Source organism: Azospirillum sp., assembly GCF_050789165.1.
Window position 1 is genome coordinate 35,250 of sequence record NZ_JBOZRT010000162.1, and the last position, 25,159, is coordinate 60,408.

Consider the following 25,159-nt stretch of genomic DNA (forward strand, 5'->3'; position numbering starts at 1 on the left):
GGCGTCGGCGCGCTCACCCGCGCGCCGCCACGCCGTCCTTGAACAGGGTGTAGGTGTAGCTGTCCACCAGGGCCTCCATCGAGGCCTCGATGATGTTGGTGGAGACGCCGAGCGTCGACCACTCCGTACCCGAGGCGTTCTGGCTGCGGATCAGCACGCGCGGCATGGCGGCCGAGGCCGCGCTGGCAGCCAGGATGCGCACGCGGTAGTCCACCAGCCTGACGCCCTTCAGCTCGGGATAGCAGCCCTCCAGCGCCTTGCGCATGGCGTGGTCGAGCGCGTTGACCGGGCCGTTGCCTTCGGCGACGTGCAGCTGGATCTCGCCGCCGACGCGCACGCGCACCACCGCCTCGGATTCCACCACCAGCTTGCCGAGCGCGTTGTAGCGGCGCTCGTCGGTGACATGGAAGCGCAGCAGCTCGAAGTAGTTGGGCAGCTGCTTCAGCTCGCCGCGCACCAGCAGCTCGAAGCTGGCCTCGGCGGTGTCGTAGGCGTAGCCCTCGGTGTCGCGCTGCTTGACCAGGTCCAGCAGCCTGGGCAGGCGCGGGTCCTTGGCGTCGATGTCGATGCCGGCCTCGCGCAGGCGCGCCAGGATGTTGGAGCGGCCGGCCTGGTCGGACACCACGATCTGCCGGCGGTTGCCCACCGTCTCGGGCGGCACGTGCTCGTAGCAGGCGGGGTCCTTCTCGATGGCGGAGACGTGCAGCCCGCCCTTGTGCGCGAAGGCGGCGGCGCCGACGTAGGGCGCGTGCCGGTTGGGGGCGCGGTTCAGGCGCTCGTCCAGGTTCCGGCTGACCTCGGTCAGCAAGGGCAGGTCGTCGCGCCCGATGCCGGTCTCGAAGCCCATCTTCAGCATCAGCGTCGGGATCAGCGAGACGAGGTTGGCGTTGCCGCAACGCTCGCCCAGGCCGTTGATGGTGCCCTGGATCATCCGCACGCCGGCCCGCACCGCGGCCAGCGAGTTGGCGACCGCGTTCTCGGTGTCGTTGTGGCAGTGGATGCCCAGGCGCTCGCCGGGGATGCCGTGCTCCGTCACCACGGCGCGGACGATCGCCTCGACCTCGTCGGGCAGCGTGCCGCCGTTGGTGTCGCACAGCACGATCCAGCGGGCGCCGGCCTCGTAGGCGGCGCGGATACACTGCACGGCGTAGCCGGGGTTGCGCTTGTAGCCGTCGAAGAAGTGCTCGGCGTCGAACAGCGCCTCGCCCTTGGCGGCCTTCGCCGCGGCGACGCTGTCGGCGATCAGCTCCAGGTTCTCGGCGCGCGGGATGCCCAGCGCCACATCGACCTGGAAGTCCCACGACTTGCCGACCATGCACACCGCCTTGCAGCGCGCGTTGAACAGCGCCGACAGGCCGGGGTCGTTGGCGGCGCTGCGGCCGGGGCGGCGCGTCATGCCGAAGGCGGTGAAGGTGGCGCGCGCCAGCTCCGGCGCTTCGGCGAAGAACTGGTCGTCGGTCGGGTTGGCGCCGGGCCAGCCGCCCTCGACGTAGTCGATGCCGAGGCGGTCGAGGTCCCTGGCGATGGCGATCTTGTCGGCGACCGAAAAGTCCACGTCCTGGGTCTGCGCGCCGTCGCGCAGCGTGGTGTCGTACAAATAGATGCGTTCGCCGGTCATCGCCAAATCCCCGCCAAAAGGGCGAGAAGAATGGCCGATGGGCCGGATTATCTCAACCAATTCCTGCCATGCGCGCACGACGGAGGGCTTATAGAAACCTCCGCCCCCCTGCCTATGTTAGAGGCAGTGTGGGCGAGATGCCCTGACATGCGGGGAGCCGGCGCCCTGATCATCATCATCGACGACGAAACCACGGTCCTGAGCGCGCTCAACGTCCTCCTCGAGGCGTGGGGCTACCGCGTGCTCGCGGCCGAGAGCGAGCGCGAGGCGGTGGACAAGCTCTCCGCCGCCGGGGAGCCGCCGCAGGCCATCGTCGCCGACTACCGCCTGCGCGAGGGGAAGACCGGCGTCGAGGCGATCCGCCGCATCCGCGCCATGGTCGGCATCGAGATCCCCAGCATCATCATCACCGGCGACACCAGCACCGACGGCCTGCGCGAGGCGCGGGCGTCCGGCGTCACGGTGCTGCAGAAGCCGGTGCCGCCGCCGCACCTGCAGGCCGTCCTCGCCCGCGCGATCCAGCCGGGGGCGTGATGGCGGCGCCTCTGCCGGACCCGCCGCGGACCGACCACCGGCCGCCGTCCTGGGAGGCGGTGCTGGTGCTGGCGCTCGGCCTGACGCTGACCGCGCTGGCGGCGTGGCTGCTGCACCAGCAGGCGAACCGGCAGGCCGACGCGCGCTTCCGCGCCCAGGCGCGCGACCTCGCCGCCGCCATCGTCGAGCGCATGGACAACTACGAGCAGATCCTGCGCGGCGGCGTGGCGCTGATGGACGCCGGCGGCGCGCTGGTCACCCGCGCCACGTGGCGCGCCTACGTGGCGTCGTTGCGCGTGGAGGAGCGCTATCCCGGCATCCAGGGCATCGGCTTCGCCGAGCGCGTGGCCCCGGACGAGATCGCCGCGCACGAGATCACCGTGCGCGCCGAGGGCTTCCCCGACTACCGTGTGCAGCCGGACACGCCGCGCGACGCCTACTTCCCCATCGTCTACCTGGAGCCGTTCAGCGGCCGCAACCTGCGCGCCTTCGGCTACGACATGTTCTCCGACCCGGTGCGCCGCACCGCCATGGAACGGGCGCGCGACACCGGCCAGACCGCCGCCAGCGGCAGGGTCCGGCTGGTGCAGGAGACCGGCGTGGACGAGCAGGCCGGTTTCCTGATCTACCTGCCGGTCTACGACCGCGCCCTGCCGCTGGACAGCGTCGGGGACCGGCGGCGCGCCATCCGCGGCTTCGTCTACAGCCCGTTCCGCATGAGCGACCTGATGGACCCGCTGATGACCGGGCAACGGCAGGAATACCTGGACGTCCGCATCCACGACGGCGCCACCGCGGATCCGGCGACGCTGCTCTACGACGCGCCGACGGAGGCGGCGGGCACGCGCCAGCTGGTCACCGCGGTGGAGATCTTCGGCCGCTCCTGGACGGTGGACGTCCGCGCCACCCCCGGCTTCGAGGCGTCGGTGGACCGGCGCGCGCCGGTGGCGGTCCTGGTGGCCGGGCTGCTGATCAGCGTGCTGCTGGTGGCGGTGACCCGCTCGCTGCTGGCCGAGCGCGGCCGCGCCGCCGAGCTGCGCCGCAGCTACGACGCGGCGGCCCGTGCCCGCGCCGAGGCGGAACACGCCAACGCCGCCAAGTCCCGCTTTCTGGCCGCGGCCAGCCACGACCTGCGCCAGCCCATGCAGACGCTGGGCATCTACCTGCACCTGATCTCCGAGCACGCGGCGGCGACCTCGATGCGCCGGCTGGTGGACGGCGCCCGCGACGGCTTCGACGCGGCGCAACGCATGCTGACGGCGCTCATGGACATCGCGGCGCTGGAAACCGGCGCGGCGAAGCCGGTCCTGCGCCCGATCGACCTCGACGCCTTCCTCGGCCGCATCGCGCGCGAGCTGCACGTCGAGGCCGAGGCGAAGGGGCTGGAACTGCGCGTGCACCTGGACCGCCTCAGCATCGACACCGACCCGGCGATGCTGGAACGCATCGTGCGCAACCTGCTGCACAACGCGCTGAAATACACGGAGTCGGGATGCATCCTGCTGGCCTGCCGGCCGCGGCAGGGGGGAGCGGTCATCAAGGTGCAGGACACCGGCCCCGGCATCCCGCGCGAACGCCTGCACCTGATCTTCGAGGACTTCTACCAGGTCGACAATCCCGAGCGGGACCGCAGCAAGGGCCTGGGACTCGGCCTGGCGACGGTGGCGCGGCTGACGCGCCTGCTCGGCTACCGGATCGGGGTGCGCTCGCGTCCGGGCCGCGGCGCGGTCTTCAGCGTGGAGATCCCGGCCGCATCCCGGACGGCGGCCGAGGCGATGCCGGAACGGCGCATCGCCTGAGGGATCGGCGTGACCGGTCAGCGGCGGGGACGGCGGCGGTCGTCGTCCGTGCGGATGCGGATCGGCTTCAGCTCGTGCGGCTCCCCGGCCAGCAGGACGCGGTGGATCAGCCAGCCGGCGAACACGGTGACCGGGCCCATCAGGCCGAACACCAGCGCCTCGGCGACGGCGCGCGCGTCGGCCTGGAAATCCTCTGTCCACCAGTACAGGAACCCGACCACACCACACAGGTACCAGGCGGCGCCCGCCAACAGCAGATCCCACATGCGTCGACACTCCACTGGTTCGTCGTCACTCCGCGGCGCGGACCGTGCCCGGGTCATGCCGCACTGCAACAGCGGCACCACCTCGGGGCCGGCGGCTCCGCCGCGGTACCTCTTCCCTCACCAACACGCGGGATCCGCATTGGATCCCTTGCCCGAATCCGAAGCTCCCTGCCCGGGATCCGCGCACCGTCCCTGGAATCCACATAAGCATCGCCCCGAACGCGGCAAGTCGGCGGCGTGACCGAGGCGCCCCCCGCCGTCCGCCAACCCCTCCGGCGAAGGGCGTAGGTCAGCCGGCCAGCAGCGCCCGCTCCGTTTCGAACACCGCGGTCATGTGGTCGAGCAGGGCGCGGACGCGCGGCACGTCGCGCAGGTCGCGGTGCACCACCAGCCACGCCTCGCGCTCCGGCGTCGGGGCCGGCGGGGCGAGCGGCCGCAGCTCCGGCTCCGCCGCCGCCAGCCAGCGCGGCAGCAGCGCCCGCCCGAATCCGGCCCGCGCCGCGGCGAGCTGCGTCGAGAGGCTGTTGGCCCGAAACGCCACCCGGCAGCCGGCGGCGTGGCGGGCCAGCCAGCGCATCTCCGGCAGGTGCGCCAGGGAGTCGTCGTAGCCGATCACCGCGTCGGCCGCGCCCTCGGCGGCGTACAGGCCGTAGCCGATGGCGGCGAGGCGGCGGGCGACCAGCTCCCCCGCCTCCGGCCGCGCCAGCCGGATCGCCACGTCGGCCTCGCGCCGCGCCAGGCTGAGCGAGCGCGGGTCGGTCATCACCTCCAGGTCGATCCCGGGATGGCGGCGGCGGAAGGCGGCGAGGCGCGGCACCAGGAAGCGCTCGCCCAGCATCTCGGTGGCGGTCAGCCGCACCGTGCCGGTCAGCCCGCCGCCGCGCCCGGCCCGGCGCAGGATCGCCTGCGCCCGCTCGTCCATTCCCGCGGCGAGGTCGAGCACCGCCTGCCCCTCGGCGGTCAGCGCGTACCCGTCGGCGCGCCGGTCGACCAGCACCGCGCCCACCGCCGCCTCCAGGTCCGCCACCCGCCGCCCGACGGTGGCGTGGCTGACCCGCAGGCTGCGCGCCGCCGCCGACAGGCTGCCGGTCCGCGCCAGCGCCACGAAGACGCGCAGGTCCTCCCAATCCAGCCCCGATGTTCGTTTTTGCACAGCCATGGCGCGATCTTAGCGAATGTTGGCGCGGGATTGAACAGGCGACGATGCGCGCACCGACCATCCCGCTCCGGAGGACACCATGACCGACCCCCGCACCCTGCTCGCCCTGGCCGGCGCGCCGCTCCACCCCAGCCCTCTCGACCGCGCGGCGCTGGTGGTGATCGACCACCAGAAGGAATACACCGAGGGCCGGCTGCCGCTGGATGGCATCGACGCCGCCGCGGCCGAGGTCGGCGCCCTGCTGGCGCTGGCGCGCCGCGAAGGCGTGCCGGTGTTCCACATCGTCCAGCACGGCAAGGCCGGCGGCCTGTTCGACCCGGAAGGGCCGATGAGCGGCGTCATCCCCGGCCTGGAGCCGCTGTACGGCGAGGCGACGGTGGTCAAGCGCCTGCCCAACGCCTTCGCCGGCACCGACCTGCACGAGCGGCTGACGGCGACCGGGCGCAGCGAGCTGATCGTCGCCGGGTTCATGACGCACATGTGCGTCTCGTCCTCCGTGCGGGCGGCGTTCGACCTGGGCTGGCGGGTCACCCTGGTGGCCGGCGCCACCGCGACGCGCGCCCTGCCCGACCCGTTGGGCGGGGTGATCCCGGCCGCGGCGGTGCACCGCGCCAACCTCGCCGCGCTGGCGGACCGGTTCGCGGTGGTGGTGGCGGATCACCGGGCGTGGTGAGCCGCTTGCCGTCCCTTTCCCGCCCCAACTTCTGCGCATTTATGCTTTCTTCACCATAAAAGCATCAGGAGTACAACGCGCTCCGGTATCGACCCGGACCGGAGCGTCCCATGCCCCTCCCTGCCCCGCGCGCCACGCTGCCGCTGCTCGCCTCCGTCGTGGCGATGGTGCTGTGCACCGGCTTCACCGCGACGCTGCTGCCGCTCGCCGCCGGCGACGCCACGGCGGCGGCGGCCATCGCCTCGGCGCACTTCGCCGGGGCGCTGGCCGGGGCACCGGCGGCCGGACGGGTGATCGCCCGCCTGGGCGTGCCACGCGCCGCGCTGCTGTTCGCCCTGACCATCGCGCTCGGCACCGCGGGGCTGGCGGCGAGCGACGGCGTGCCGGCCTGGATGGCGCTGCGCTTCGCCGCGGGCGTCGCCGCGTCCGGCTATTTCGTGCTGGTGGAGAGTCGGCTCAACGACCTCGCCGACGCCGCCACGCGCGGGCGGCTGATGGCCGCCTACCTCGTCGCGTACTACGCGGCGCAGGCGGTGGGCACGTCCATGGCCGGGTTCGCCGGGCCGGCCGGCATGGCGTGGCTGGTCGTCGTCGTGCCCCTGCCGTTGCTGGCCGCGCTGCCCGTGCTCGGCGCGGCGGCGCTGCCGGCGCGCGTCGGTGCCCGCACGCCCTGGGCGCGCCTGCTGGCGCGCGCGCCGGCGGCATACGCCAGCAGCCTGTGCGGCGGGCTGCTGCTTGGCGCCTTCTACGGGCTGGGGCCGCTCTACGCCGCGGCGGTGGGCGGCGGGGCGTCGGCCTCGGGGCCGTTCATGGCGGCGGCGATGCTGGGCGGCGTGGTGGCGCTCGGCCCGGTGGGGCGCGGCGCCGACCAGGGGCACCGCGAGCGCTGGCTGACCGCGGCGCTGGCCGCCACCGCCGGGGCGACGGTGGTGCTGGCGCTGGCGCCGGCCGGCGACCTGCTGGCGCTGTGCATGGGCGGGGTGCTGCTGGGGGCGTCGGCGTTCACGCTGTACCCGCTGGCGTCGGGCTGCGTGAACGACGCGGTGCGCGCCGACGAGCGGCTGGGCGCCAACAGCCTGCTTCTGCTGCTGAACGCCGCCGGGGCCAGCGTCGGGCCGGTGCTGGCCGGCTGGGCGATGACGCACCTGGGCACCGGACGCTTCCTGCTGCCGGCGGCCATGGCGTGCATCGTCGCCTCGGCCGCCGTGGTCGGGACGCGCCCGATGCCCGAACTGCGCGCGTCCGGGTCGGCTTAGGCCGCCGCGTACCCCCGGCCCTCGCGGGCGCGCATCAGCAGCCAGACCGCGCTCACGCCAGCCAGCTTGGAGGCGATGCTGGCGGTCCACACGGCGGGCGACCAGACGCCGATCATGCCGAAGAAGATCGCCGTGTCGGCCGGCACCGACAGCGCGGCGCTCAGCCACAGGCGGTCGCGCAGCGGGCGTTTGGTGACGGTGAAGACCGCCCAGTCGATGGTCTCCGACGCCGCGAAGGCGGCGACGCTGGCCAGCGCCACGAACGGGTCGGCCAGCAGGTAGGACAGCACGCTGCCCACGGCCATGGCGGCCAGCGACCAGTGCCCGAAGCGCACTTGCACCATGTCGCGCAGGATGAAGATGAAACCGACCCAGCAGGACCAGACGAGGTCCAGGTGCGGGGCCATGCTGAAGGCGTAGTTGATGGCAACCACGCTGCCGATGTAGGCGGCGAGCCAGATCATGGAATCCTCCGATGCCACCCGCCTGAACGCGGGCGCGCAGACACGAAACCGGGGCAGACCCGCCTGAACGCGGGCGCCCCGGCGCCTGCTTTAACACGGATGGGCGGAGGAAGTCAGCCCCGCTTCCAGGTCGTCCCCTGCGGCCCGTCCTCCAGCACGATGCCCTGGTCGAGCAGGTGCTTGCGGATGCGGTCGGCCTCGGCGAAGTTCTTGGCAGCCCGCGCCGCCTTGCGGTCGGCGATCAGCTGCTCGATCTCCGCGTCGGCGAGCTGCGCGGCGCCCTTGGGCGCCCAGCGGAACCACGCCTCCGGGTCCTGCTCCAGCAGGCCCAGCGCGCGGCCGGCGGCCAGCAGTCCGCCCTTCGCCATCGCCTTGTTGGCCGGCGCCTCGGCCTTGTGGACCGCCGCGGCGAACTCGTGCAGGTGCGCGATGGCGAGCGGCGTGTTGAGGTCGTCCTCCAGCGCCGCCAGCATGTCGAAGGGCAGATCCTGTTCCAGCGGCTCCGGGTCGCCGCGCAGCGCCCCGTACCAGCGGTCCAGCGTCGCCTTGGCCGCGCGCAGGCCGTCGCGGGTGAAGTCGAGCGGCTGGCGGTAGTGGGCGGACAGCAGCGTCAGGCGGATCGCCTCGCCGGGGAACTCGTCCAGCAGGTCGTGCACGGTGAAGAAGTTGCCCAGTGACTTGGACATCTTCTCGCCCTCGACCGTGACGAAGCCGTTGTGCACCCAGTAGCGGGCGAGATGCGCGCCGTCGTGCGCGCAGCGGCTCTGCGCGATCTCGTTCTCATGGTGCGGGAAGATCAGGTCCAGCCCGCCGCCGTGGATGTCGAAGGTGACGCCCAGGTGCTCCTTCGCCATGGCCGAGCACTCGATGTGCCACCCCGGCCGGCCGCGGCCCCAGGGCGAGTCCCAGCCCGGCACACCCTCGGCGCTGGGCTTCCACAGCACGAAGTCCTGCGGGTCGCGCTTGTAGGGCGCCACGTCGACGCGGGCGCCGGCGATCAGCTCGTCGATGGAGCGGCGGGAGAGCTGGCCGTACTCCGACATCGACGGCACCGAGAAGAGGACGTGCCCCTCGGCGGCGTACGCGTGGCCGGCGTCGATCAGGCGCTGGATGATGGCGATCATCTGGCCGATGTGCTGCGTGGCGCGCGGCTCGATGTCGGGGCGCAGCGCGTTCAGGGCGCCCATGTCCTCGTGGTACAGGCGGGCCGTACGCTCGGTAAGATCCGCGATGGATTCGCCGGACTCGCGGGACCGGTCGATGATCTTGTCGTCCACGTCGGTGATGTTGCGGACGTACGTCACCGATGGGTACAGGCGCTTCAGCAGCCGGTACAGCACGTCGAACACCACCACCGGCCGGGCGTTGCCGATGTGCGCCGTGTCGTACACCGTGGGGCCGCACACGTACATGCCGACGCTGTCCGGCGACAGCGGCTCGAAACGCTCCTTGCGGCGGTTCAGCGTGTTGTACAGGTCGAGCGGCATGGTTTTTCCTGCGTCTTCAGGCGGTCTCACCGGAGAGCCGGCGCACGGCGCGCGCGCGGCCAATCAGGGGTAGCAGGTTCTTCAACTCCGGTCCATGCTCCCGCCCGGTGAGCGCGAGGCGCAGGGGGTGGAACAGCTCCTTCCCCTTGCGGCCGGTGGCCTGCTTCACCGCGCCGGTCCAGGCGCTCCAGGTCGCGGCGTCCCACGGCTCCTCCGGCAGCAGGCCGGCGGCGGCCTTCGTGAAGGCGGCGTCCTCGACCAGCGGGGCGACCGGGGCGTGCGTGACGCTCCACCACGCGGCGACGTCGGCCAGCGTCTCCAGGTTCGGCCGCACCGCTTCCCAGAACGCCGCGTCCACGCCGTGGAAGCCGCGCGCGTCGAGGTCGGCGCGGACATCCTCGAACGGGGTGGCGTGCAGCAGGCGGGCGTTGAGGCGCTTCAGCTCCTCCAGGTCGAACTTCGGCGTGGCGCGCGAGACCTTCTCCATGGCGAACTCGGCGACCAGTTCGTCCAGGGTCAGCCGCGGCTCGATGGCGTCGGAGGTGCCGAGCTTGGCGAGCAGGCTGGCCAGCGCCATCGGCTGGATGCCCTCCTCCTCGCGGAGCGACGTCACGGACAGGCTGCCGAGGCGCTTCGACAGCCCCTGCCCGCCCGCGTCGGTCAGCAGCGGCAGGTGCGCGAAGGTCGGCACAGCGGCGCCCAGCGCCTGCCAGATCTGGATCTGCACGGCGGTGTTGGCGACGTGGTCCTCGCCGCGGATGACGTGGGTGATGGCGAAGTCGGCGTCGTCCACCACCGAGGTCAGCGTGTAGAGCGGCCGCCCGTCCTCGCGGATCAGCACCGGGTCGGACAGCGCCGCGCCCTCGAAATGCACCGGCCCGCGCACGAGGTCGGTCCACTCCACGGGCGCGTGCTCCAGCTTGAAGCGCCAGTGCGGTTTGCGGCCCTCACCTTCCAGGCGGGCGCGGTCGGCGTCGGTCAGCCGCAGCGCCGAGCGGTCGTAGATCGGCGGCCGGCCCTGCGACAGCAGGCTGGCGCGCTTCAGCGACAGCTCCTCGGCGGTCTCGTAGCAGGGGTACAGCCGCCCGGCGGCCTTCAGCGTGTCCGCCGCCTCGTCGTAGCGGGCGTAACGGTCGCTCTCCCGCGCGAAGCGGTCCCAGCCCAGGCCGAGCCACGTCAGGTCCGCCTCGATCCCCTGGGCGTACTCGGGCTTCGAGCGCTCCTCGTCGGTGTCGTCCATGCGCAGCAGGAACGAGCCGCCGGCCTTGCGGGCGAACAGCCAGTTGACCAGCGCCAGGCGCACGTTGCCGACGTGCAGCAACCCGGTGGGCGACGGAGCGAAACGGACGGCGACGGACATGGCGGGGCGCCTGACACGGGAACAGGGGGGTGTCGGGATAGCATGGAACAGGCGGAGGCGCGAGAGGGCTCCATACGCTCCGCGACTTGATCCAGAGCATTGTGCACCCCCATCGCCTCGGCCAATCTGCCGCCCGCGGGGGAAACGCATAAGAACCGAAGGGAACTGGAGACAATGAGGCTCGCAGAGGCTTTGCTGCACGCGCTGAAGGACCGCGGCGCGCAGACGGTGTTCGGCATTCCGGGCGATTTCGCCCTGCCGTTCTTCAAGGTCATGGAAGAGACGAAGATCCTGCCGCTGGTGACGCTGAGCCACGAGCCGGCGGTCGGCTTCGCGGCGGACGCGGCGGCGCGCGCCGGCACCACGCTGGGCGTGGCGGCCGTCACCTACGGCGCGGGTGCGCTGAACATGGTCAACGCGGTGGCCGGCGCCTACGCCGAGAAGTCGCCGGTGGTGGTGATCTCCGGCGCGCCCGGCGCCGGCGAGGGCGGCGGGCTGCTGCTGCACCACCAGGGCAAGACGCTGGACACCCAATACCGCGTCTTCCAGGAGATCACCGTGGCGCAGGCGCGCCTGGACGATCCCGCCACAGCACCCGCCGAGATCGCCCGCGTGCTGGGCGCCGCGCAGGCGCTGCAGCGCCCGGTCTACCTGGAGCTGCCGCGCGACATGGTGAACCGCGAGGTCGAACCCGTCGGCCCCGACCCGGTGCTGCCGGTGGACGGCGACGCGCTGGCCGCCTGCGCCGACGAGGTGCTGGCGCAGCTGCGCAAGGCGACGTCGCCGGTGCTGATGGTGTGCGTCGAGGTGCGCCGCTACGGCCTGGAGGACAAGGTGGCGGAGCTGGCGCGCCGGCTGGGCGTGCCGGTGGTGACCTCGTTCATGGGGCGCGGCCTGCTGTCCGGCAAGCCGTGGCCGCCGCGCGGCACCTACCTGGGCGTCGCCGGCGATCCGGCGATCACCAAGCTGGTCGAGGAGTCGGACGGGCTGTTCCTGCTGGGCACCCTGCTGTCCGACACAAACTTCGCGGTGTCGGAGCGCAAGCTCGACCTGCGCAAGACCATCCACGCCTTCGACCGCGAGGTGACGCTGGGCTACCACAGCTACCGCGACATCCCGCTCGACCGGCTGGTGGACGCGTTGCTGGAGCGTTTGCCGGCCAGCGACCGCGTGGCGGAGACGCAGGGCCGCGCCTGCCCGACCGGCCTGATCCGCGACGCGCAGCCCATCGGCCCGATGGACATCGCCTGCGGCGTCAACGACATGGCGGCGCGGCACGGCGACCTGATGATCGCCTCGGACATCGGCGACTGCCTGTTCACCGCCATGGACATCCGCGACGACGGGCTGATGGCGCCGGGGTACTATGCGGGCATGGGCTTCGGCGTGCCGGCCGGGCTGGGCGCGCAGGCGGCGACGGGCAAGCGGATGCTGATCCTGGTCGGCGACGGCGCCTTCCAGATGACGGGGTGGGAGCTGGGCAACGCGCGGCGCTTCGGCCTCGATCCCATCGTCATCCTGTTCAACAACGCCAGTTGGGAGATGCTGCGCACCTTCCAGCCGGAGTCGGACTTCAACAACCTCGACGACTGGCACTACGCCGACATGGCGAAGAGCCTGGGCGGCGACGGCATGCGCGTGCAGACGCGGGCCGAGCTGGGCGCCGCGCTCGACACGGCGTGGGAGACGCGCGGGCGCTTCCAGCTGATCGAGGCGATGATCCCGCGCGGCGTGCTGTCCGACACGCTGGCCCGCTTCGTCAAGGGCCAGAAGCGCCTGCACAAGAAGCCCGCGGAGTAGAAGCGGTCGCAGGCTTGCGCTACCGTACAGCCCCTCTCCCTTGACGGGAGAGGGGTTGGGGAGAGGGTGGCGCCGGTGAATGCCGGCCACGAACCATGTCCGCCGCCTGCCGGCGGCCTCCCCCCTCTCCCCAAACCCCTCTCCCGTCAAGGGAGAGGGGCTTAAAAGCAATGACATGAGGAGGAACCGAGCATGGCGAACGACAAGCTGCGGATCGGCGTGGTGCTGTCGGGCTGCGGCGTCTATGACGGCGCCGAGATCCACGAGGCGGTGTGCACGCTGATCGCCATCGACCGGGCGGGGGCGGAGGCCGTGTGCTACGCCCCCAACGTCGCCCAGGCGCACGTCATCGACCACACCACCGGCCAGGAAACGGGCGAGACCCGCAACGTGCTGGTGGAATCCGCCCGCATCGCCCGCGGCAAGATCACCGACCTTGCCCAATTCCAGGCCGGCGACGTCGACGCGCTGATCTTCCCCGGCGGCTTCGGCGCGGCCAAGAACCTCTCCAGCTTCGCTTTCCAGGGCCCGGACTGCACGGTGAACCCGGACGTCGAAAAGGCGGTGCGCGCCATGGTCCAGGCCGGCAAGCCGATCGGCGCGCTGTGCATCGCCCCGGCGATCCTCGCCAAGCTGCTGGGCACGGAGGGGGTGGAACTGACCATCGGCTCCGACGCCGGCACCGCCCAGGCGCTGGAGACGCTGGGCGCCAAGCACCGCACCACCACGCACTGCGAGGTGGTGGTGGACAAGGCGCACAAGGTGGTGACCGCGCCCTGTTATATGCTGGACGCGTCCGTTGCGCAGATCGCCGATGGTGCGGCCAACGCGGTGGACGCGCTGATCGGGCTCGTCCGTTCGGCCTGATCGGCCACGGGTTTTACCCCGCCGGGCGGAATTTACCCGGCGGGATCCCGCCCGTAGCATGCTTCCCTAATGAAGCGGTCCCCCGGCCGCGGAGGGCAGCATGGCGCGCACGCTCTTCCTTGCGATCCTCGTCCTCGCCACCGCTCCGGCGGTGGCCGCGGACTGGTACGCGGTGGATGCGTCCCGGGTGCGCATCACCGCGAAGCACCCCGCCTTCGCCGGCCAACCGCCGGCGGTCAGCGTCCGCATTCCCGACGACATCGCTCGCACCGCGCAGTCCGACTGGTTGCGCTTCGGCTCGCTGGCCGAGACGGGGCCGGTGTTCACCGCCACCTACCAGACCGAACACCGCGGCTTCCCGTCCTACACGCTTGTGGAGAGCTTCCGCCACAAGCTGGCCTTCCGCGCCTGGGCGATGATCACGGTGGCCGACGGGCCGACCGTGCGCTCCGACTTCGGCCCGGTCGAGACCATGAAGGTGACCATCGCCAAGGACGGCGTGGAACGGCAGTGCGGCTACTGGCACTGGCAGGAGTCCGACAACCGCGCCTACTTCGACGGCTGGTACTGCCCGGCGGTCGGCCACGAGGTCAGCGACGCCGACATCCAGCGCTCCGTCTGGGCGGTGCGCTGGCGCACCCAGGAAGCGCGCGCGCCCTGATCCGGCGAATCACTTGCGGTTGCGGCACTGCCAGTGCCTCCGGGGCTTGACGGCGCGTTCGCCCAGGAAAGCGGCAGCATGATGATGCGTTGTGCAGACGATGACTAATTTTCGTACATCTTGTGGCGCGTTTTGCAGCCTTACGCGATACAAAAGAGCGCGAATTTGAAATTTTCGCGACATGCGGTATCGTCGGTTCGTGCGCCAAACAATGGATCCGACGATGACGAACCGCGTGTGGAAGCGTCCGACGATTGCCGGTCTGGTGAACTGGTTCGGCATCCTGCTTACGCTCAGCTTCCTGGCCGCGGGCGCCGCCGGCAACGTCGCCATCAACGAGCTGAAGGTCGGCGGCCCGATCTACCAGCGCATCATTTTCGGCAAGGACCTGATCGCCGACATCCTGCCGCCGCCGGAGTACGTCATCGAGTCCTACCTCGAGGCGACTCTGGCGATGAACGACCCGGCCTCGGTCGAGGCGCACCGCGCCCGGCTGGCCAAGCTGCGCAAGGAATACGACGAGCGCCACGACTACTGGCTGGCGCAGGACTTCGAGCCGGCGCTGCGCGACACGCTGACCCGCACCTCGCACGCCCACGTCATGCGCTTCTGGGAGGCGCTCGAAGGACGGCTGCTGCCGACGCTGGCGACGCGCGACATGGAGGCGGCGCGCGCCGGCGAAGCGGGCAAGGGCTTCGCCGTCGTCGCCTCGGAGGTGAAGAGCCTCGCCACCCAGACCGCCAGGGCGACCGACGAGATCGCCAGCCAGATCACCGAGATCCAGACCACCACGGCGGAAACGGTGGAGGCGGTGCGCGCCATCACCGGCGCCATCCGCAACGTCGAGACGGTATCGACCACCATCGCCACCGCCATCGACCAGCAGGGGGCGGCGACCAGCGAGATCGCCCGCACCGTGGCGCAGACCTCGGAAGCCGCGCAGGAGGTGGCGGAGCGCATCGCCCAGGTCTCCGCCGAGGCGTCGGTGACCGGCGAGCGGGCGACGCAGGTGAACAGCCTGTCCGGCATGGTGGCGCAGAGCATCGACCAGCTGCGCCACGTGGTGATCGAGGCGGTGCGCACCGCCACGCCGGAGGTCAACCGCCGCCGCCTGCCGCGCTATCCGCTGAACCGGCCGGGCACGCTGGCGGTCGGCGCCCGGCAGAGCGCGGTGACGGTGGAGAACGCCTCGGAGGGCGGCGCCCAGGTGGCGGGCGACATCGCGGGGCTGAGCCCAGGGAGCGCGGTGCAATTGAGCGTGCGGGGGATGGAACGGGCGATCCCGGCGACGGTGAAGCGCATCGAGGACGGCCGGGCGCACCTGACCTTCACGGTGCCGGCGTCCGACGCCCCGGCGTTCGCCGAGACGTTCCGGCGGCTGGTGGCGGGGTTGAGGCCGCTGGAGCGGGCGGCGTAGGGCGGAAGCTGCCGCGTCGGCCCCCCACCCAAATCCTCCCCCCACTTCGCGGGGGAGGGCTTATTCCTCCCCCCCGCGAAGTGGGGGGAGGTTGGGAGGGGGGCCCAGCGCGGAAACGCCTCCTTTAGAACCGCAGCACCTTCGCCTGCACCACGCTGGGCAGCGCGGCGATGGTCGCCAGCAGGTCGTCGGCGACCGGCTGGTCCACCGAGACCAGCGCGATGGCGTTGTCGCCCGGCGCCGTGCGGCCGAGGTGGAAGGACGCGATGTTGACGCCGGCGTCGCCCAGCGTCGCGCCCAGCCGGCCGATGAAGCCCGGCTTGTCCTCGTTGCGGATGTACAGCATGTGGGTGGACAGCTCGGCCTCCACCGGCACCTCGTCGATGCCGACGAGGCGCGGCTTGTCGCCGCCGAACAGCGAGCCGGTCAGCGTGCGGCTGCGCTGCTCGCTGACCACCGTCACGCGGATCAGCGTGTGGTAGTCGCCAGCCCGGTCGCGCTTGGTCTCAGCGATGTCGATGTTGCGCTCGCGCGCGATCACCGGGGCGTTGACCATGTTGACGCTGTCCAGCAGCGGCGACAGCAGGCCCATGACCACCAGCGCGGTCAGCGGCTTGGTGTTCAGCTCGGCCACGTGGCCCTCGTACTCCACGGTGATGGAGCGCAGGCCGGACTGGGTGATCTGCCCGGCGAAGCTGCCCAGCTGCTCGGCCAGCCGCATGTAGGGCTTCAGCTTCGGCGCGTCCTCGGCCGAGACCGAGGGCATGTTCAGCGCGTTCACCACGGCGCCGGTCATCAGGTAGTCCGACATCTGCTCGGCCACCTGGAGCGCCACGTTCTCCTGCGCTTCCGAGGTGGAGGCGCCGAGGTGCGGGGTGCAGATCACCTGCTCCATGCCGAACAGGGCGTTGTCCTTGGCCGGCTCCGTCGCGAACACGTCGAGCGCCACGCCGGCGACGTGGCCGGATTCGATGGCCGCCTTCAGGTCGGCCTCGACGATCAGGCCGCCGCGGGCGCAGTTGACGATGCGGACACCCTTCTTGCACTTGGCCAGCGCCCTGGCGTCGAGGATGTTCTTCGTCTGCTCGGTCAGCGGCGTGTGCAGCGTGATGAAGTCGGCGCGCGCCAGCAGCTCGTCCAGCTCGACCTTCTCGACGCCCAGCGCGGTGGCGCGCTCGTGCGACAGGAACGGGTCGTAGGCGACCACCTTCATCTTCAGCCCCTGCGCCCGATCGGCGACGATGGAGCCGATGTTGCCGGCGCCGATCAGGCCCAGCGTCTTGCCGGACACCTCGACGCCCATGAAGCGGTTCTTCTCCCACTTGCCGGCGTGGGTGGAGGCGTTGGCCTGCGGGATGTCGCGGGCGACGGCGAACAGCAGCGCGATGGCGTGCTCGGCCGTGGTGATGGAGTTGCCGAACGGCGTGTTCATGACGACCACACCGCGCTGGGTGGCGGCCGGCACGTCCACGTTGTCGACGCCGATGCCGGCACGGCCGACGACCTTCAGGTTGGTCGCCGCGGCCAGCAGATCCCTGGTCACCTTGGTGGCCGAGCGGATGGCGAGGCCGTCGTAGTCGCCGATGATGGTCTTCAAGTCGTCGGCGGACAGGCCGGGACGGACGTCCACCTCGACGCCGCGCTCGCGGAAGATCTCGACGGCGCGGTCGGACAGCTTGTCGGAAATCAGGACCTTGGGCATGTGAGTTTCCCCCGAAATTGTATGGGTATGCCAGGTCAGAGGCCCCCTCCCCATCCCTCCCCCGCTGACGCGGTGGAGGGGGCTGAGCAGCGGAGTTCCCTCCACCGCCGGAGGCGGGGGAGGGTTAGGGAGGGGGCAATCTGTGCGCGCTTACGCCGCCGCCGTGATCTCGGCCTTCGCCGTGGCGAACGCCCAGTCGAGCCAGGGCAGCAGCGCGTCGATGTCGCTGCCCTCGACGGTGGCGCCGCCCCAGATGCGCAGGCCGGCCGGCGCGTCGCGGTAGGCCGCGATGTCGTAGGCCACGCCTTCCTTCTCCAGCAGCGACGCCAGCTTCTTGGCGAAGTCGGCCTGGGCCCCCGCGTCCAGCGCGGTGACCGCCGGGTCGGCGATGGTCAGGCAGATCGAGGTGCAGGAGCGGATGGCCGGGTCCTTCGCCAGGAACGCCGCCCAGTTGCCGCTCTTCGCCTGCCAGTCGGCGATCTTCTTCAGGTTGCCTTCCGAGCGCTCGACAAGCGCCTTCAGGCCGCCGACCGACTTCGCCCACTGCAGGCCGTCGATGGCGTCCTCGACCGCCAGCATGGACGGCGTGTTGATGGTGTCGCCCTTGAAGATGCCCTCGTTGAGCTTGCCGTCCTTGGTCATGCGGAAGATCTTCGGCATCGGCCACGCCGGCTTGAAGCTCTCCAGCCGCTCCACGGCGCGCGGGCTCAGCACCAGCATGCCGTGCGCCGCCTCGCCGCCCAGCACCTTCTGCCAGGACCAGGTGACGACGTCGAGCTTGTCCCACGGCAGGTCCATGGCGAACGCCGCCGAGGTGGCGTCGCAGATGGCGAGGCCCTGGCGGTCGGCCGGGATCCAGTCGCCGTTCGGCACGCGCACGCCCGAGGTGGTGCCGTTCCAGGCGAAGACCACGTCGCGGTTCCAATCGACTTGGCCGAGGTCGGGGATCTCGCCGTAGCCGGCCTGGATCAGGCGGGCGTCGAGCTTCAGCTGCTTGGCGATGTCGGTGCCCCAGTCCTTGCTGAAGCTCTCCCACACCAGCACGTCGACCGGCCGCGCGCCCAGCAGCGACCACAGCGCCATCTCGACCGCACCGGTGTCGGAGGCCGGCACGATGCCCAGGCGGTAGTCGGCGGGGATGCCCAGGATCTCCTTGGACAGGTCGATGACCTGCTGCAGCTTGGCCTTGCCCGGCTTCGAGCGGTGCGAACGGCCGAGGCAGGCGCCCTTCAGCGCGTCCAGCGACCAGCCCGGACGCTTGGCGCAGGGACCCGAGGAGAAGTTGGGAACGGTCGGCCGGACGGTCGGCTTCATGGAGCGCTTCCTTCGTTGCTGTGCGACCGGGTGGGCGGTCGCGGCCCGCAGCGACGATAGGTGCGGGAGCGGGGGTCCGTCAACGGACGGGAACCGGGGAGCCTGAGGCGGGATGCCGCGTGGGACACGCCGGCGCAAGGGAACACGCCGGTCGGGCGGCTGTTTGCCCTACATCACCCCTTGCAGGGGATAATCGCTGTGGAAGGACGTAATGGGCATTCGCATCGGAATCGCAGCGCTCGTTTTCATGATGGTTCAGGCCGTCCTTTTCGGCGTCGGGGTTGTGCTGGTGCTGGCGACGCCGCTCTCGGAACTCGCCATGACCCTGATGCCCTGGGTGGTGGGCGTGAGCACCGTGATCGCGCTTCCGCTCTCCTGGTTCATCGCGCCCAGGCTGCGGCTGCGTTATTGGCGCGAGCGCGGGCAGCTGCCCGGATCGCAGCCCCCCGTGCAGCCCCACGTGCCCCACGCCGCCTTGCGCCGCTGACACGCGCCCGTCACCGCCCCACCGCAGCCAGCACCCCGCGCATCCACTCCAGCGCCTGGTCGGCGTGGTCGGCGTCGAAGGGCTGGTCCGGCCAGTACTCGGCGTGCTGGCGCAGGCGGGCCAGATCCTCGAAGTAGTTGGCCAGCACCAGGATGTGCGTCGGCGGCGTGCCGGTGAAGCGGGAGGTCCGCATCGCCGTGCGCACCTTGGCGTGGCGCACCGGGTCGCGGCCGACATCGACGCCGACGTGCGGCGCCGCCATGTGCAGCGCCGCGGTGTAGCAGGCCTGCGCCGCCAAGCGGCACTGCGCCTCGCCCGGGGTGCCCGCCAGCAGGGATTCGGCGGCGGCGATCAGGTCTTCAGGACGCATGGGGTCCCCGCAGGAATTCAAAGCCGATGCGGCCGGCGAACTCGGGTCCGGCCTCGCGCACGCGGGCGTGCACGCGGTCGAGCGCGGCACGGTAGACGCGGTGCGGCTTGTCGGTGCCGGGCGGCACGCGGATGCCGAGCACGCGGAACAGGTCGTCGCCAAACGACTGCCCCATCGGCTCGCTCTCCAGGCCGAGTTCCTGGGCCACGAACGCCTGGTAGACGTAGACCGCGCGCTCGTCGCGCAGGCGCTCCGGGTCGAGGTCGCCGATGCCGCGCGGGTACAGTGCCGGGGCCGCCTTGTAGAGCGCCGAGAAGGCCCGGCGGCTGGCGTCGTTGGCGGTGTCGATGACGCGCTGGAGGGCGGGGATGCCCAGCTCCAGGAAGCCGGTCCACTGCGCCCACTCCTCCTCCGTCGCCGTTTCGGCGATGCGGCCGCGCAGCTCGGCGCAGCGCTCCACCAGCGGGCCGAGCGTGCCCTCGGCGCTGCGCGCCATCCACAGCAGGGTGATCGCCGTGCGCTCCAGCGGCAGCACGGCGTCGGGCGCCGCCTCGGCGGCGATCCGGGCGGCGGTCCACTCGACGCGGCCGGCCCACTCGTGGACGCTCACCGCGTAGGCGCGCGCGGCGTCGGCGCGGCGCTTGAGGTCGGCCAGGCGGTCCGGCGTCAGGACGCCGGGGACGAAGTCCGGCAGCGCGCGCAGCGCCTCGGGCGGGCGCATGACGGCGGCGATGTCGGAGGCACGGAGCGGTTGGGTCATGGCCGCCTCACACGACGCTGGTGAAGCCGTTGGTGATCGGGTAGCGGCGGTCGCGGTTGAAGATCCGCCGCGTGATCTTCACCCCCGGCGGCGCCTGCCGGCGCTTGTATTCGGCCAGATGCAGCATGCGCCAGACCTTGTTCACCGTCTCCGCCGCGTGGCCGCGGTCGACGATCTCGGCGATGCCCAGGTCCCGCTCCACCAGGCATTCCAGGATGTCGTCCAGCACCTCGTAGGGCGGCAGCGTGTCCTGGTCCTTCTGGTCGGGGCGCAGCTCGGCGGTGGGGGCCTTGGTCAGGATGCGCTCCGGCACCACGCGGCCGGCCGGCCCCCGGGCGTTCGGCGGCAGGTGTTCGTTGCGCCAGCGGCACAGGCCGTACACCGTCATCTTGTAGACGTCCTTGAGGATGGCGTAGCCGCCGCACATGTCGCCGTACAGCGTGGAGTAGCCCACCGACAGCTCCGACTTGTTGCCGGTGGACAGCACCATGGCGCCGAACTTGTTGGACAGCGCCATCAGCGTCATGCCGCGGGCGCGGGCCTGGATGTTCTCTTCCGTGATGTCGGGGTCGCGGCCGGCGAAGGCCGGGGCGAGCATGTGGGCGAACGCCTCCATCGCCGGCACGATGGGGATGGTGTCGATGCGGCAGCCCAGCAGCTCCGCCGCCTCGGCCGCGTCGTCCAGGCTGTCCTGCGAGGTGTAGGGCGAGGGCATCATCACGCAGTGCACGCGGTCCGGCCCCAGCGCGTCCACCGCGATGGCCGCGGACAGCGCCGAGTCGATGCCGCCGGACATGCCGAGGATCACGCCGGGGAAGCGGTTCTTGTTGACGTAGTCCTTGAGGCCCAGCACCAGCGCCTCGTAGACGCCGGCCAGCCCCTCGGCGGGCTGGGCGGTCTCGCCCTCGGCGCAGGTCCAGCGGTCGTCCGCCCCGCGTTCCCAGCGGGTGAGCAGCAGGTGCTCGACGAAGCTCGGCGCCTGCGCCTTGAGGGTGCGGTCGCCGTCCAGCGCGAAGGAGGCGCCGTCGAACACCAGCTCGTCCTGGCCGCCCACCTGGTTGACGTAGAGCAGCGGCAGCCCGGTCTCGGTCACCCGCTGCACGGCGAGCTGGAGCCGGCGGTCGAGCTTGTCGGCCTCGTAGGGGCTGCCGTTCGGGACGACGAGGATCTCCGCGCCGGTCTCGACCAGCGTCTCGGCGGCGTCGGGGGTCCACATGTCCTCGCAGACCATCACACCCAGCCGCACGCCGCGGACATTGATCGGCCCCGGCAGCGGGCCGGAGGCGAAGACGCGCTTCTCGTCGAAGACGCCGTAGTTCGGCAGGTCGTGCTTGTAGCGCACCGCCGCCACCTTGCCGCCGTCCAGCAGCAGCGCCGCGTTGTAGGTCCGGCCGCCGTCGCGCCAGGGCGCGCCCACCAGCACGGCGGGGCCGCCGTCGGCGGTCTCCGCGGCGAACTCCGTCACCGCGCGCTCCACCGTGTCGAGGAAGAAGGGCTTTAGGACCAGGTCTTCCGGCGGGTAGCCGCAGACCACCAGCTCGGTGAACACCACGAGGTCGGCGCCCCGCGCCGCCGCTTCGGCCCGCGCGGTGCGGATGCGGTCGATGTTGGCGGGGATGGCGCCCATGGTCGGGTTGATCTGGGCGAGCGCGATGGACAGGCGGTCGGTCATCATCTTCGTTCCGTTCCCGGAGGAGACGGGAGCCTAGCAGCCGGCGCGGCGCCGCGAAAGGCCCGGAACCCGCCTCGACCGGAGCTGTTTGCTGGAGAGCAACAGCAGGAGGCAGGCCATGCAGGGTTCCGGCTCGACCACGTCGGTGTGGATGGCGACGGCGGCGACTCCGCAGGGTACCGCCGATCCACAGAGCGTGCAGCCCGACGTGGTGCCCGATGTGATCGTGGTCGGGGCCGGCATCGCCGGGGTCAGCGTCGCCTATTTCCTGCAGCGCTCGGGCAAGACGGTGCTGCTGCTCGACGACGGCGCGCCGGGCGACGGCGAGACCGGGCGCACCACCGCCCACCTCTCCAACGCCATCGACGACCGATTCACCGAGATCGAGCGCCTGCACGGCCGGGACGGCGCGCGCCTCGCCGCCGAAAGCCACGGCACGGCCATCGACGCCATAGAGCGGATCTGCCGCGAGGAGGGGATCGCCTGCGATTTCACCCGCCTGGACGGCTGGCTGATGGCCGCCCCCGGCCAGGACCCGGCCGACCTGGACAAGGAACTGCAGGCCGCGCACCGCGCCGGTCTGACCGGCGTCGAGAAGCACGACCACGCGCCGGGCATCGCGCACCCCGGCCCGGCGCTGCGCTTCCCCGACCAGGGCATGTTCCACCCGCTGAAGTACCTGAACGGGCTGGTCGAGGCGTTCCGCAGGCGCGGCGGCACGCTGGCCACCGACGCGCACGTCACCACGCTGGAGGAGACCACCGACGGGGTGCGCGTGCACATCCAGGGCGACGGCGCCCCGGCACGAGCATTCGAGGCCAGGGCGGTGGTGGTCGCCACCAACGCGCCGATCAGCGACCGCGTCACCATCCATTCCAAGCAGGCGCCCTACCGCACCTACGCCATCGGCCTGAAGGTGGCGCGCGACGCGCTGCCGGCCGCGCTGTGGTGGGACGACCTGGACGCCTATCACTATGTCCGCCTCCAGCCGGAGGCGGACCACGCCGTGCTCATCGTCGGCGGCGAGGACCACAAGACCGGCGAGGCCGACGACATGGACCTGCGCTACGCCCGGCTGGAGGCCTGGACGCGCGAGCATTTCCCGATGGCCGGCGAGGTGCTGTACCGCTGGTCCGGGCAGGTGATGGAGCCGTTCGACGGCCTCGCCTTCATCGGCCGCGACCCGGCGTACTGGGGGCGCGTGTTCGTCGTCACCGGCGACAGCGGCATGGGCATGACGCACGGCACGCTGGCCGGCCTGATGCTGTGCGAACTGGTGCACGGCCATGACCACCCCTGGGCGACGCTCTACGACCCCTCGCGCAAGATGATCCGCAAGCTGGGCACCTACCTGCGCGAGAACCTCGACGCCGCCAGGCATCTGGCGCGCGCCGCCTTCGGCCCGTCCGACGTGGACTCCGAGGACCGGATCAAGCCCGGCGAGGGGGCGATCATGAAGACCTTCGGCCGGCCGATGGCGGTCTACCGCGACGAGCAGGGGGCGCTGCACCGGATGTCGGCGGTCTGCCCGCACCTGAAGTGCACGGTGGAATGGAACCCCGGCGAGAAGACCTGGGACTGCCCCTGCCACGGCTCCCGCTTCGCCTGCGACGGTGCGGTGCTGAACGGCCCGGCGACCTCGGCGCTGGCCAAGGTCGAGCAGGAGGTGCACGGGAAGGGTAAGTGAGCTTGCGGGAATGGCGTCGATCCGACACCATGCAGGACAATGGAGGATCCGCCCGCATGACCGCCCAAATGACCGCCCAAACGACGGATGGCGACGCCGTCCTGGCGCTCAACCAAGCCTTCTACCGTGCCTTCGCCAGCCTGGACTTCGCCGCCATGGACGCGCTGTGGGCGCGGCACCTGCCGGTGGCCTGCCTGCATCCGGGCTGGACGCTGCTGATGGGGCGCGAGGCGGTGATGGACAGCTGGCGGGCGCTGCTCGCCGGGCCGCAGCCGCCCTCGCTCCATCCGCGCAACGAGCAGGTGGTGATGCTGGGCGACACCGCGCTGGTGCTGTGCGAGGAGGTGATGCCGGGCACCGTCTGCGCCGCCTCCAACCTGTTCGCCCGCGAGGAGGGCGGCTGGCGCCTCGTGCACCATCAGGCCGGGCCGCTCGCCCCCGCCGCCGAGCGTGGTCCCACCCCGGCGCGGCGGCTGCACTGAGCGGTCAGTTCCCCTCGAAAGTCCGCAGCACGTCGATGGCGACCTTGTCGGCGACGGTGCGCTCCGGGTCGGTGTTGGTCAGCGCCACCACCGCCCACCGGTGCGCCCGCGACACCGCCATGTAGGCGTTGAAGCCGCCCGTGGCGCCCGAGTGCCAGTAGATCGGCGTGCCGTCGCGCGCCCACGCCACGAACCAGCCCAGCGCCATCGCCCCGTGCCCCAGGCTGCCGGGATCGACCAGCGAGGGGCCCTGGACCTGCACGGTCTGCGCCAGCGCCAGCGTGCCCACGGTGTCGGCGCCGCAGCCGCCGGGGCAGTCGCCCATGTTGACGCGCAGCCACTTCAGCAGGTCGTCGGCGGTCGAGTACAGGCCGAACGAGGGCAGCATGGCCGGCGCCTCCCAGTCCGGCACCTCCGAGCCCTGGGCGTGGCCGACCGCCTTGCGGACGCGCTGCTCGGCGCTGAGGCGGAAGGTGGTGTCCCGCAGGCCGAAGCGCTCGGTGACGATGCGCTTCAGCAGCTCCTCGTAGCTGGTGCCGGCGGCGGTGGACAACGCCTCGCCCAGCACCGCCATGCCGACGTTGGAATAGCGGAAGCGCGTGCCCGGCGGCACCGGCAGCTCGTAGCCGGACAGCCACGCGTCCACCTCGGCCGGGGTGAGCGGCTTGTAGGGGTTGCGCGGGTCCTCCAGGCGCGACCAGGAGAAGTTCGGCGTCTCCGGCACGTTGGGCAGGCCGGCGGTGTGCGTCGCCAGATCGACCAGCCGGATCGGCCGCCCCTCGTAGGCCGGCACGTGCGGCGTCTGGCGCAGGTGGCGGTCGAGCGGGTCGGTGGCGGCCACCGCGCCGGCGCGGATCAGCTCGGCCAGGATGGTGCCGGTGAACGGCTTGGTCAGCGAGGCGATCTGGAAGACCGTCCGGCCGTCCGGCCGCGGGCCGCCGCGCCGTCCGATGCTGCCGTAGCCGGTGACCAGCGCGCGTCCCTGCTGGATCACGCCGACCACCAGCCCGCCCCCGGTGGCCCCCGCCTCGGCCAGCCGCGCCAGGGCGGCGCGGTCCATGACCTCCTGGACCCGTCCCTGGGGCCGTTCCAGGTTGACCGCCGACGCCGCGGGCGCCAAGCCCACCGAAGCCGCCAGCGCAAGCCCGAATCCCATCGCCGCCGCCCGCATTCCACAGCTCCCGTCCTGGGTCGCTGGTGGACAGTGGGGAGCCGCGGGGGCCGCCGGGATTCACGCGTCGGGCGATCCCTCCACAGCGCGCGGCGCACCGGTCGACGCACCTCCCGGGCGGGGTGGCGGGTAGCCCTTTTCGCCCAGCCGCTC

23 protein-coding genes are annotated in these 25,159 nt (G+C 71.8%); 11 read left to right on the forward strand and 12 right to left on the reverse strand.

Annotated elements, in window-relative coordinates; genetic code table 11:
• Positions 1–13 precede the first annotated feature (13 nt).
• Positions 14–1,618: a citramalate synthase gene (gene cimA / locus ACRWK7_RS34570; protein ID WP_431862302.1), complete on the reverse strand. Its 1,605-nt coding sequence runs from the start codon at positions 1,616–1,618 to the stop codon at positions 14–16.
• A 147-nt stretch (positions 1,619–1,765) separates the two neighbouring features.
• Here cimA and ACRWK7_RS34575 point away from each other — a divergent pair, with 147 nt between their 5' ends.
• Both ACRWK7_RS34575 and ACRWK7_RS34580 read left to right on the forward strand, forming a co-directional pair.
• On the forward strand, positions 1,766–2,152 hold the full coding sequence (locus ACRWK7_RS34575) for a response regulator (protein WP_431862304.1): 387 nt from the start codon (positions 1,766–1,768) through the stop codon (positions 2,150–2,152).
• On the forward strand, positions 2,152–3,951 hold the full coding sequence (locus ACRWK7_RS34580) for a CHASE domain-containing protein (protein ID WP_431862306.1): 1,800 nt from the start codon (positions 2,152–2,154) through the stop codon (positions 3,949–3,951). The genes ACRWK7_RS34575 and ACRWK7_RS34580 overlap by 1 nt, the downstream gene beginning before the upstream one ends.
• Before the next feature lie 17 nt (positions 3,952–3,968).
• Here the strand turns inward: ACRWK7_RS34580 and ACRWK7_RS34585 are convergent, their stop codons facing one another.
• Both ACRWK7_RS34585 and ACRWK7_RS34590 read right to left on the reverse strand, forming a co-directional pair.
• Positions 3,969–4,217: a hypothetical protein gene (locus ACRWK7_RS34585; RefSeq protein WP_431862308.1), complete on the reverse strand. Its 249-nt coding sequence runs from the start codon at positions 4,215–4,217 to the stop codon at positions 3,969–3,971.
• A gap of 289 nt (positions 4,218–4,506) precedes the next feature.
• Positions 4,507–5,376: a LysR family transcriptional regulator gene (locus ACRWK7_RS34590; RefSeq protein ID WP_431862310.1), complete on the reverse strand. Its 870-nt coding sequence runs from the start codon at positions 5,374–5,376 to the stop codon at positions 4,507–4,509.
• Between the two features lie 79 nt (positions 5,377–5,455).
• Between ACRWK7_RS34590 and ACRWK7_RS34595 the strand changes: the two genes are divergently transcribed.
• A complete protein-coding gene (locus ACRWK7_RS34595) occupies positions 5,456–6,049 on the forward strand; it encodes a cysteine hydrolase family protein (RefSeq protein WP_431862312.1) in 594 nt (197 codons plus the stop codon).
• A 110-nt stretch (positions 6,050–6,159) separates the two neighbouring features.
• On the forward strand, positions 6,160–7,305 hold the full coding sequence (locus ACRWK7_RS34600; protein WP_431862314.1) for an MFS transporter: 1,146 nt from the start codon (positions 6,160–6,162) through the stop codon (positions 7,303–7,305).
• Here ACRWK7_RS34600 and ACRWK7_RS34605 read toward each other — a convergent pair.
• The 3 genes from ACRWK7_RS34605 to gltX form a co-directional block, all read right to left on the reverse strand.
• Positions 7,302–7,769 (reverse strand): preQ0 transporter, encoded by a 468-nt coding sequence (locus ACRWK7_RS34605; RefSeq protein WP_431862316.1) that lies wholly within the window; start codon positions 7,767–7,769, stop codon positions 7,302–7,304. The genes ACRWK7_RS34600 and ACRWK7_RS34605 overlap by 4 nt on opposite strands.
• A 113-nt stretch (positions 7,770–7,882) precedes the next feature.
• Entirely contained in the window at positions 7,883–9,256 is a 1,374-nt protein-coding gene (gene cysS / locus ACRWK7_RS34610; protein WP_431862317.1) for a cysteine--tRNA ligase, read from the reverse strand.
• 16 nt (positions 9,257–9,272) lie between these two features.
• On the reverse strand, positions 9,273–10,616 hold the full coding sequence (gene gltX, locus ACRWK7_RS34615) for a glutamate--tRNA ligase (RefSeq protein WP_431862319.1): 1,344 nt from the start codon (positions 10,614–10,616) through the stop codon (positions 9,273–9,275).
• Between the two features lie 174 nt (positions 10,617–10,790).
• On the opposite strand from gltX, the gene ipdC reads away from it, so the two are divergent.
• The 4 genes from ipdC (at position 10,791) to ACRWK7_RS34635 (ending at position 15,361) form a co-directional block, all read left to right on the forward strand.
• On the forward strand, positions 10,791–12,416 hold the full coding sequence (gene ipdC, locus ACRWK7_RS34620) for an indolepyruvate/phenylpyruvate decarboxylase (RefSeq protein ID WP_431862321.1): 1,626 nt from the start codon (positions 10,791–10,793) through the stop codon (positions 12,414–12,416).
• A 192-nt stretch (positions 12,417–12,608) separates the two neighbouring features.
• On the forward strand, positions 12,609–13,283 hold the full coding sequence (gene elbB / locus ACRWK7_RS34625) for an isoprenoid biosynthesis glyoxalase ElbB (RefSeq protein WP_431862323.1): 675 nt from the start codon (positions 12,609–12,611) through the stop codon (positions 13,281–13,283).
• 100 nt (positions 13,284–13,383) lie between these two features.
• On the forward strand, positions 13,384–13,944 hold the full coding sequence (locus tag ACRWK7_RS34630) for a hypothetical protein (RefSeq protein ID WP_431862325.1): 561 nt from the start codon (positions 13,384–13,386) through the stop codon (positions 13,942–13,944).
• 223 nt (positions 13,945–14,167) lie between these two features.
• Complete coding sequence (locus tag ACRWK7_RS34635) at positions 14,168–15,361, forward strand: methyl-accepting chemotaxis protein (RefSeq protein WP_431862326.1); 1,194 nt, start codon at positions 14,168–14,170, stop codon at positions 15,359–15,361.
• A gap of 124 nt (positions 15,362–15,485) precedes the next feature.
• Here ACRWK7_RS34635 and serA read toward each other — a convergent pair whose 3' ends face one another.
• Together serA and ACRWK7_RS34645 are read right to left on the reverse strand one after the other, a co-directional pair.
• Complete coding sequence (serA, locus tag ACRWK7_RS34640) at positions 15,486–17,063, reverse strand: phosphoglycerate dehydrogenase (protein ID WP_431862328.1); 1,578 nt, start codon at positions 17,061–17,063, stop codon at positions 15,486–15,488.
• A gap of 150 nt (positions 17,064–17,213) precedes the next feature.
• Positions 17,214–18,377 carry a phosphoserine transaminase gene (locus tag ACRWK7_RS34645; protein ID WP_431862330.1) on the reverse strand — a complete coding sequence of 388 codons (1,164 nt, stop codon included), beginning with the start codon at positions 18,375–18,377 and terminating at the stop codon, positions 17,214–17,216.
• A gap of 211 nt (positions 18,378–18,588) precedes the next feature.
• Here ACRWK7_RS34645 and ACRWK7_RS34650 point away from each other — a divergent pair, with 211 nt between their 5' ends.
• Positions 18,589–18,864, forward strand: coding sequence for a hypothetical protein (locus ACRWK7_RS34650; protein WP_431862332.1), 276 nt, complete (start codon positions 18,589–18,591; stop codon positions 18,862–18,864).
• 10 nt (positions 18,865–18,874) lie between these two features.
• Here the strand turns inward: ACRWK7_RS34650 and ACRWK7_RS34655 are convergent, their stop codons facing one another.
• The 3 genes from ACRWK7_RS34655 to ACRWK7_RS34665 are packed head-to-tail and all read right to left on the reverse strand — an operon-like array spanning position 18,875 to position 21,666.
• The gene (locus tag ACRWK7_RS34655) at positions 18,875–19,234 is read right to left on the reverse strand and encodes a hypothetical protein (protein ID WP_431862333.1); all 360 of its coding nucleotides are present in this window, start codon (positions 19,232–19,234) and stop codon (positions 18,875–18,877) included.
• Positions 19,224–19,994 carry a hypothetical protein gene (locus ACRWK7_RS34660; RefSeq protein ID WP_431862335.1) on the reverse strand — a complete coding sequence of 257 codons (771 nt, stop codon included), beginning with the start codon at positions 19,992–19,994 and terminating at the stop codon, positions 19,224–19,226. The genes ACRWK7_RS34655 and ACRWK7_RS34660 overlap by 11 nt, the downstream gene beginning before the upstream one ends.
• Positions 19,995–20,001: 7 nt before the next feature.
• Complete coding sequence (locus ACRWK7_RS34665; protein ID WP_431862471.1) at positions 20,002–21,666, reverse strand: NAD+ synthase; 1,665 nt, start codon at positions 21,664–21,666, stop codon at positions 20,002–20,004.
• Between the two features lie 118 nt (positions 21,667–21,784).
• Here ACRWK7_RS34665 and ACRWK7_RS34670 point away from each other — a divergent pair, with 118 nt between their 5' ends.
• Both ACRWK7_RS34670 and ACRWK7_RS34675 read left to right on the forward strand, forming a co-directional pair.
• Positions 21,785–23,353, forward strand: a complete 1,569-nt coding sequence (locus ACRWK7_RS34670; protein ID WP_431862337.1) for an FAD-dependent oxidoreductase — start codon at positions 21,785–21,787, stop codon at positions 23,351–23,353.
• 56 nt (positions 23,354–23,409) lie between these two features.
• Positions 23,410–23,835: a nuclear transport factor 2 family protein gene (locus ACRWK7_RS34675; protein ID WP_431862339.1), complete on the forward strand. Its 426-nt coding sequence runs from the start codon at positions 23,410–23,412 to the stop codon at positions 23,833–23,835.
• A gap of 4 nt (positions 23,836–23,839) precedes the next feature.
• On the opposite strand, the gene ACRWK7_RS34680 is transcribed toward ACRWK7_RS34675, so the two are convergent.
• Complete coding sequence (locus ACRWK7_RS34680; protein WP_431862341.1) at positions 23,840–25,006, reverse strand: serine hydrolase domain-containing protein; 1,167 nt, start codon at positions 25,004–25,006, stop codon at positions 23,840–23,842.
• Between the last annotated feature and the right edge of the window lie 153 nt (positions 25,007–25,159).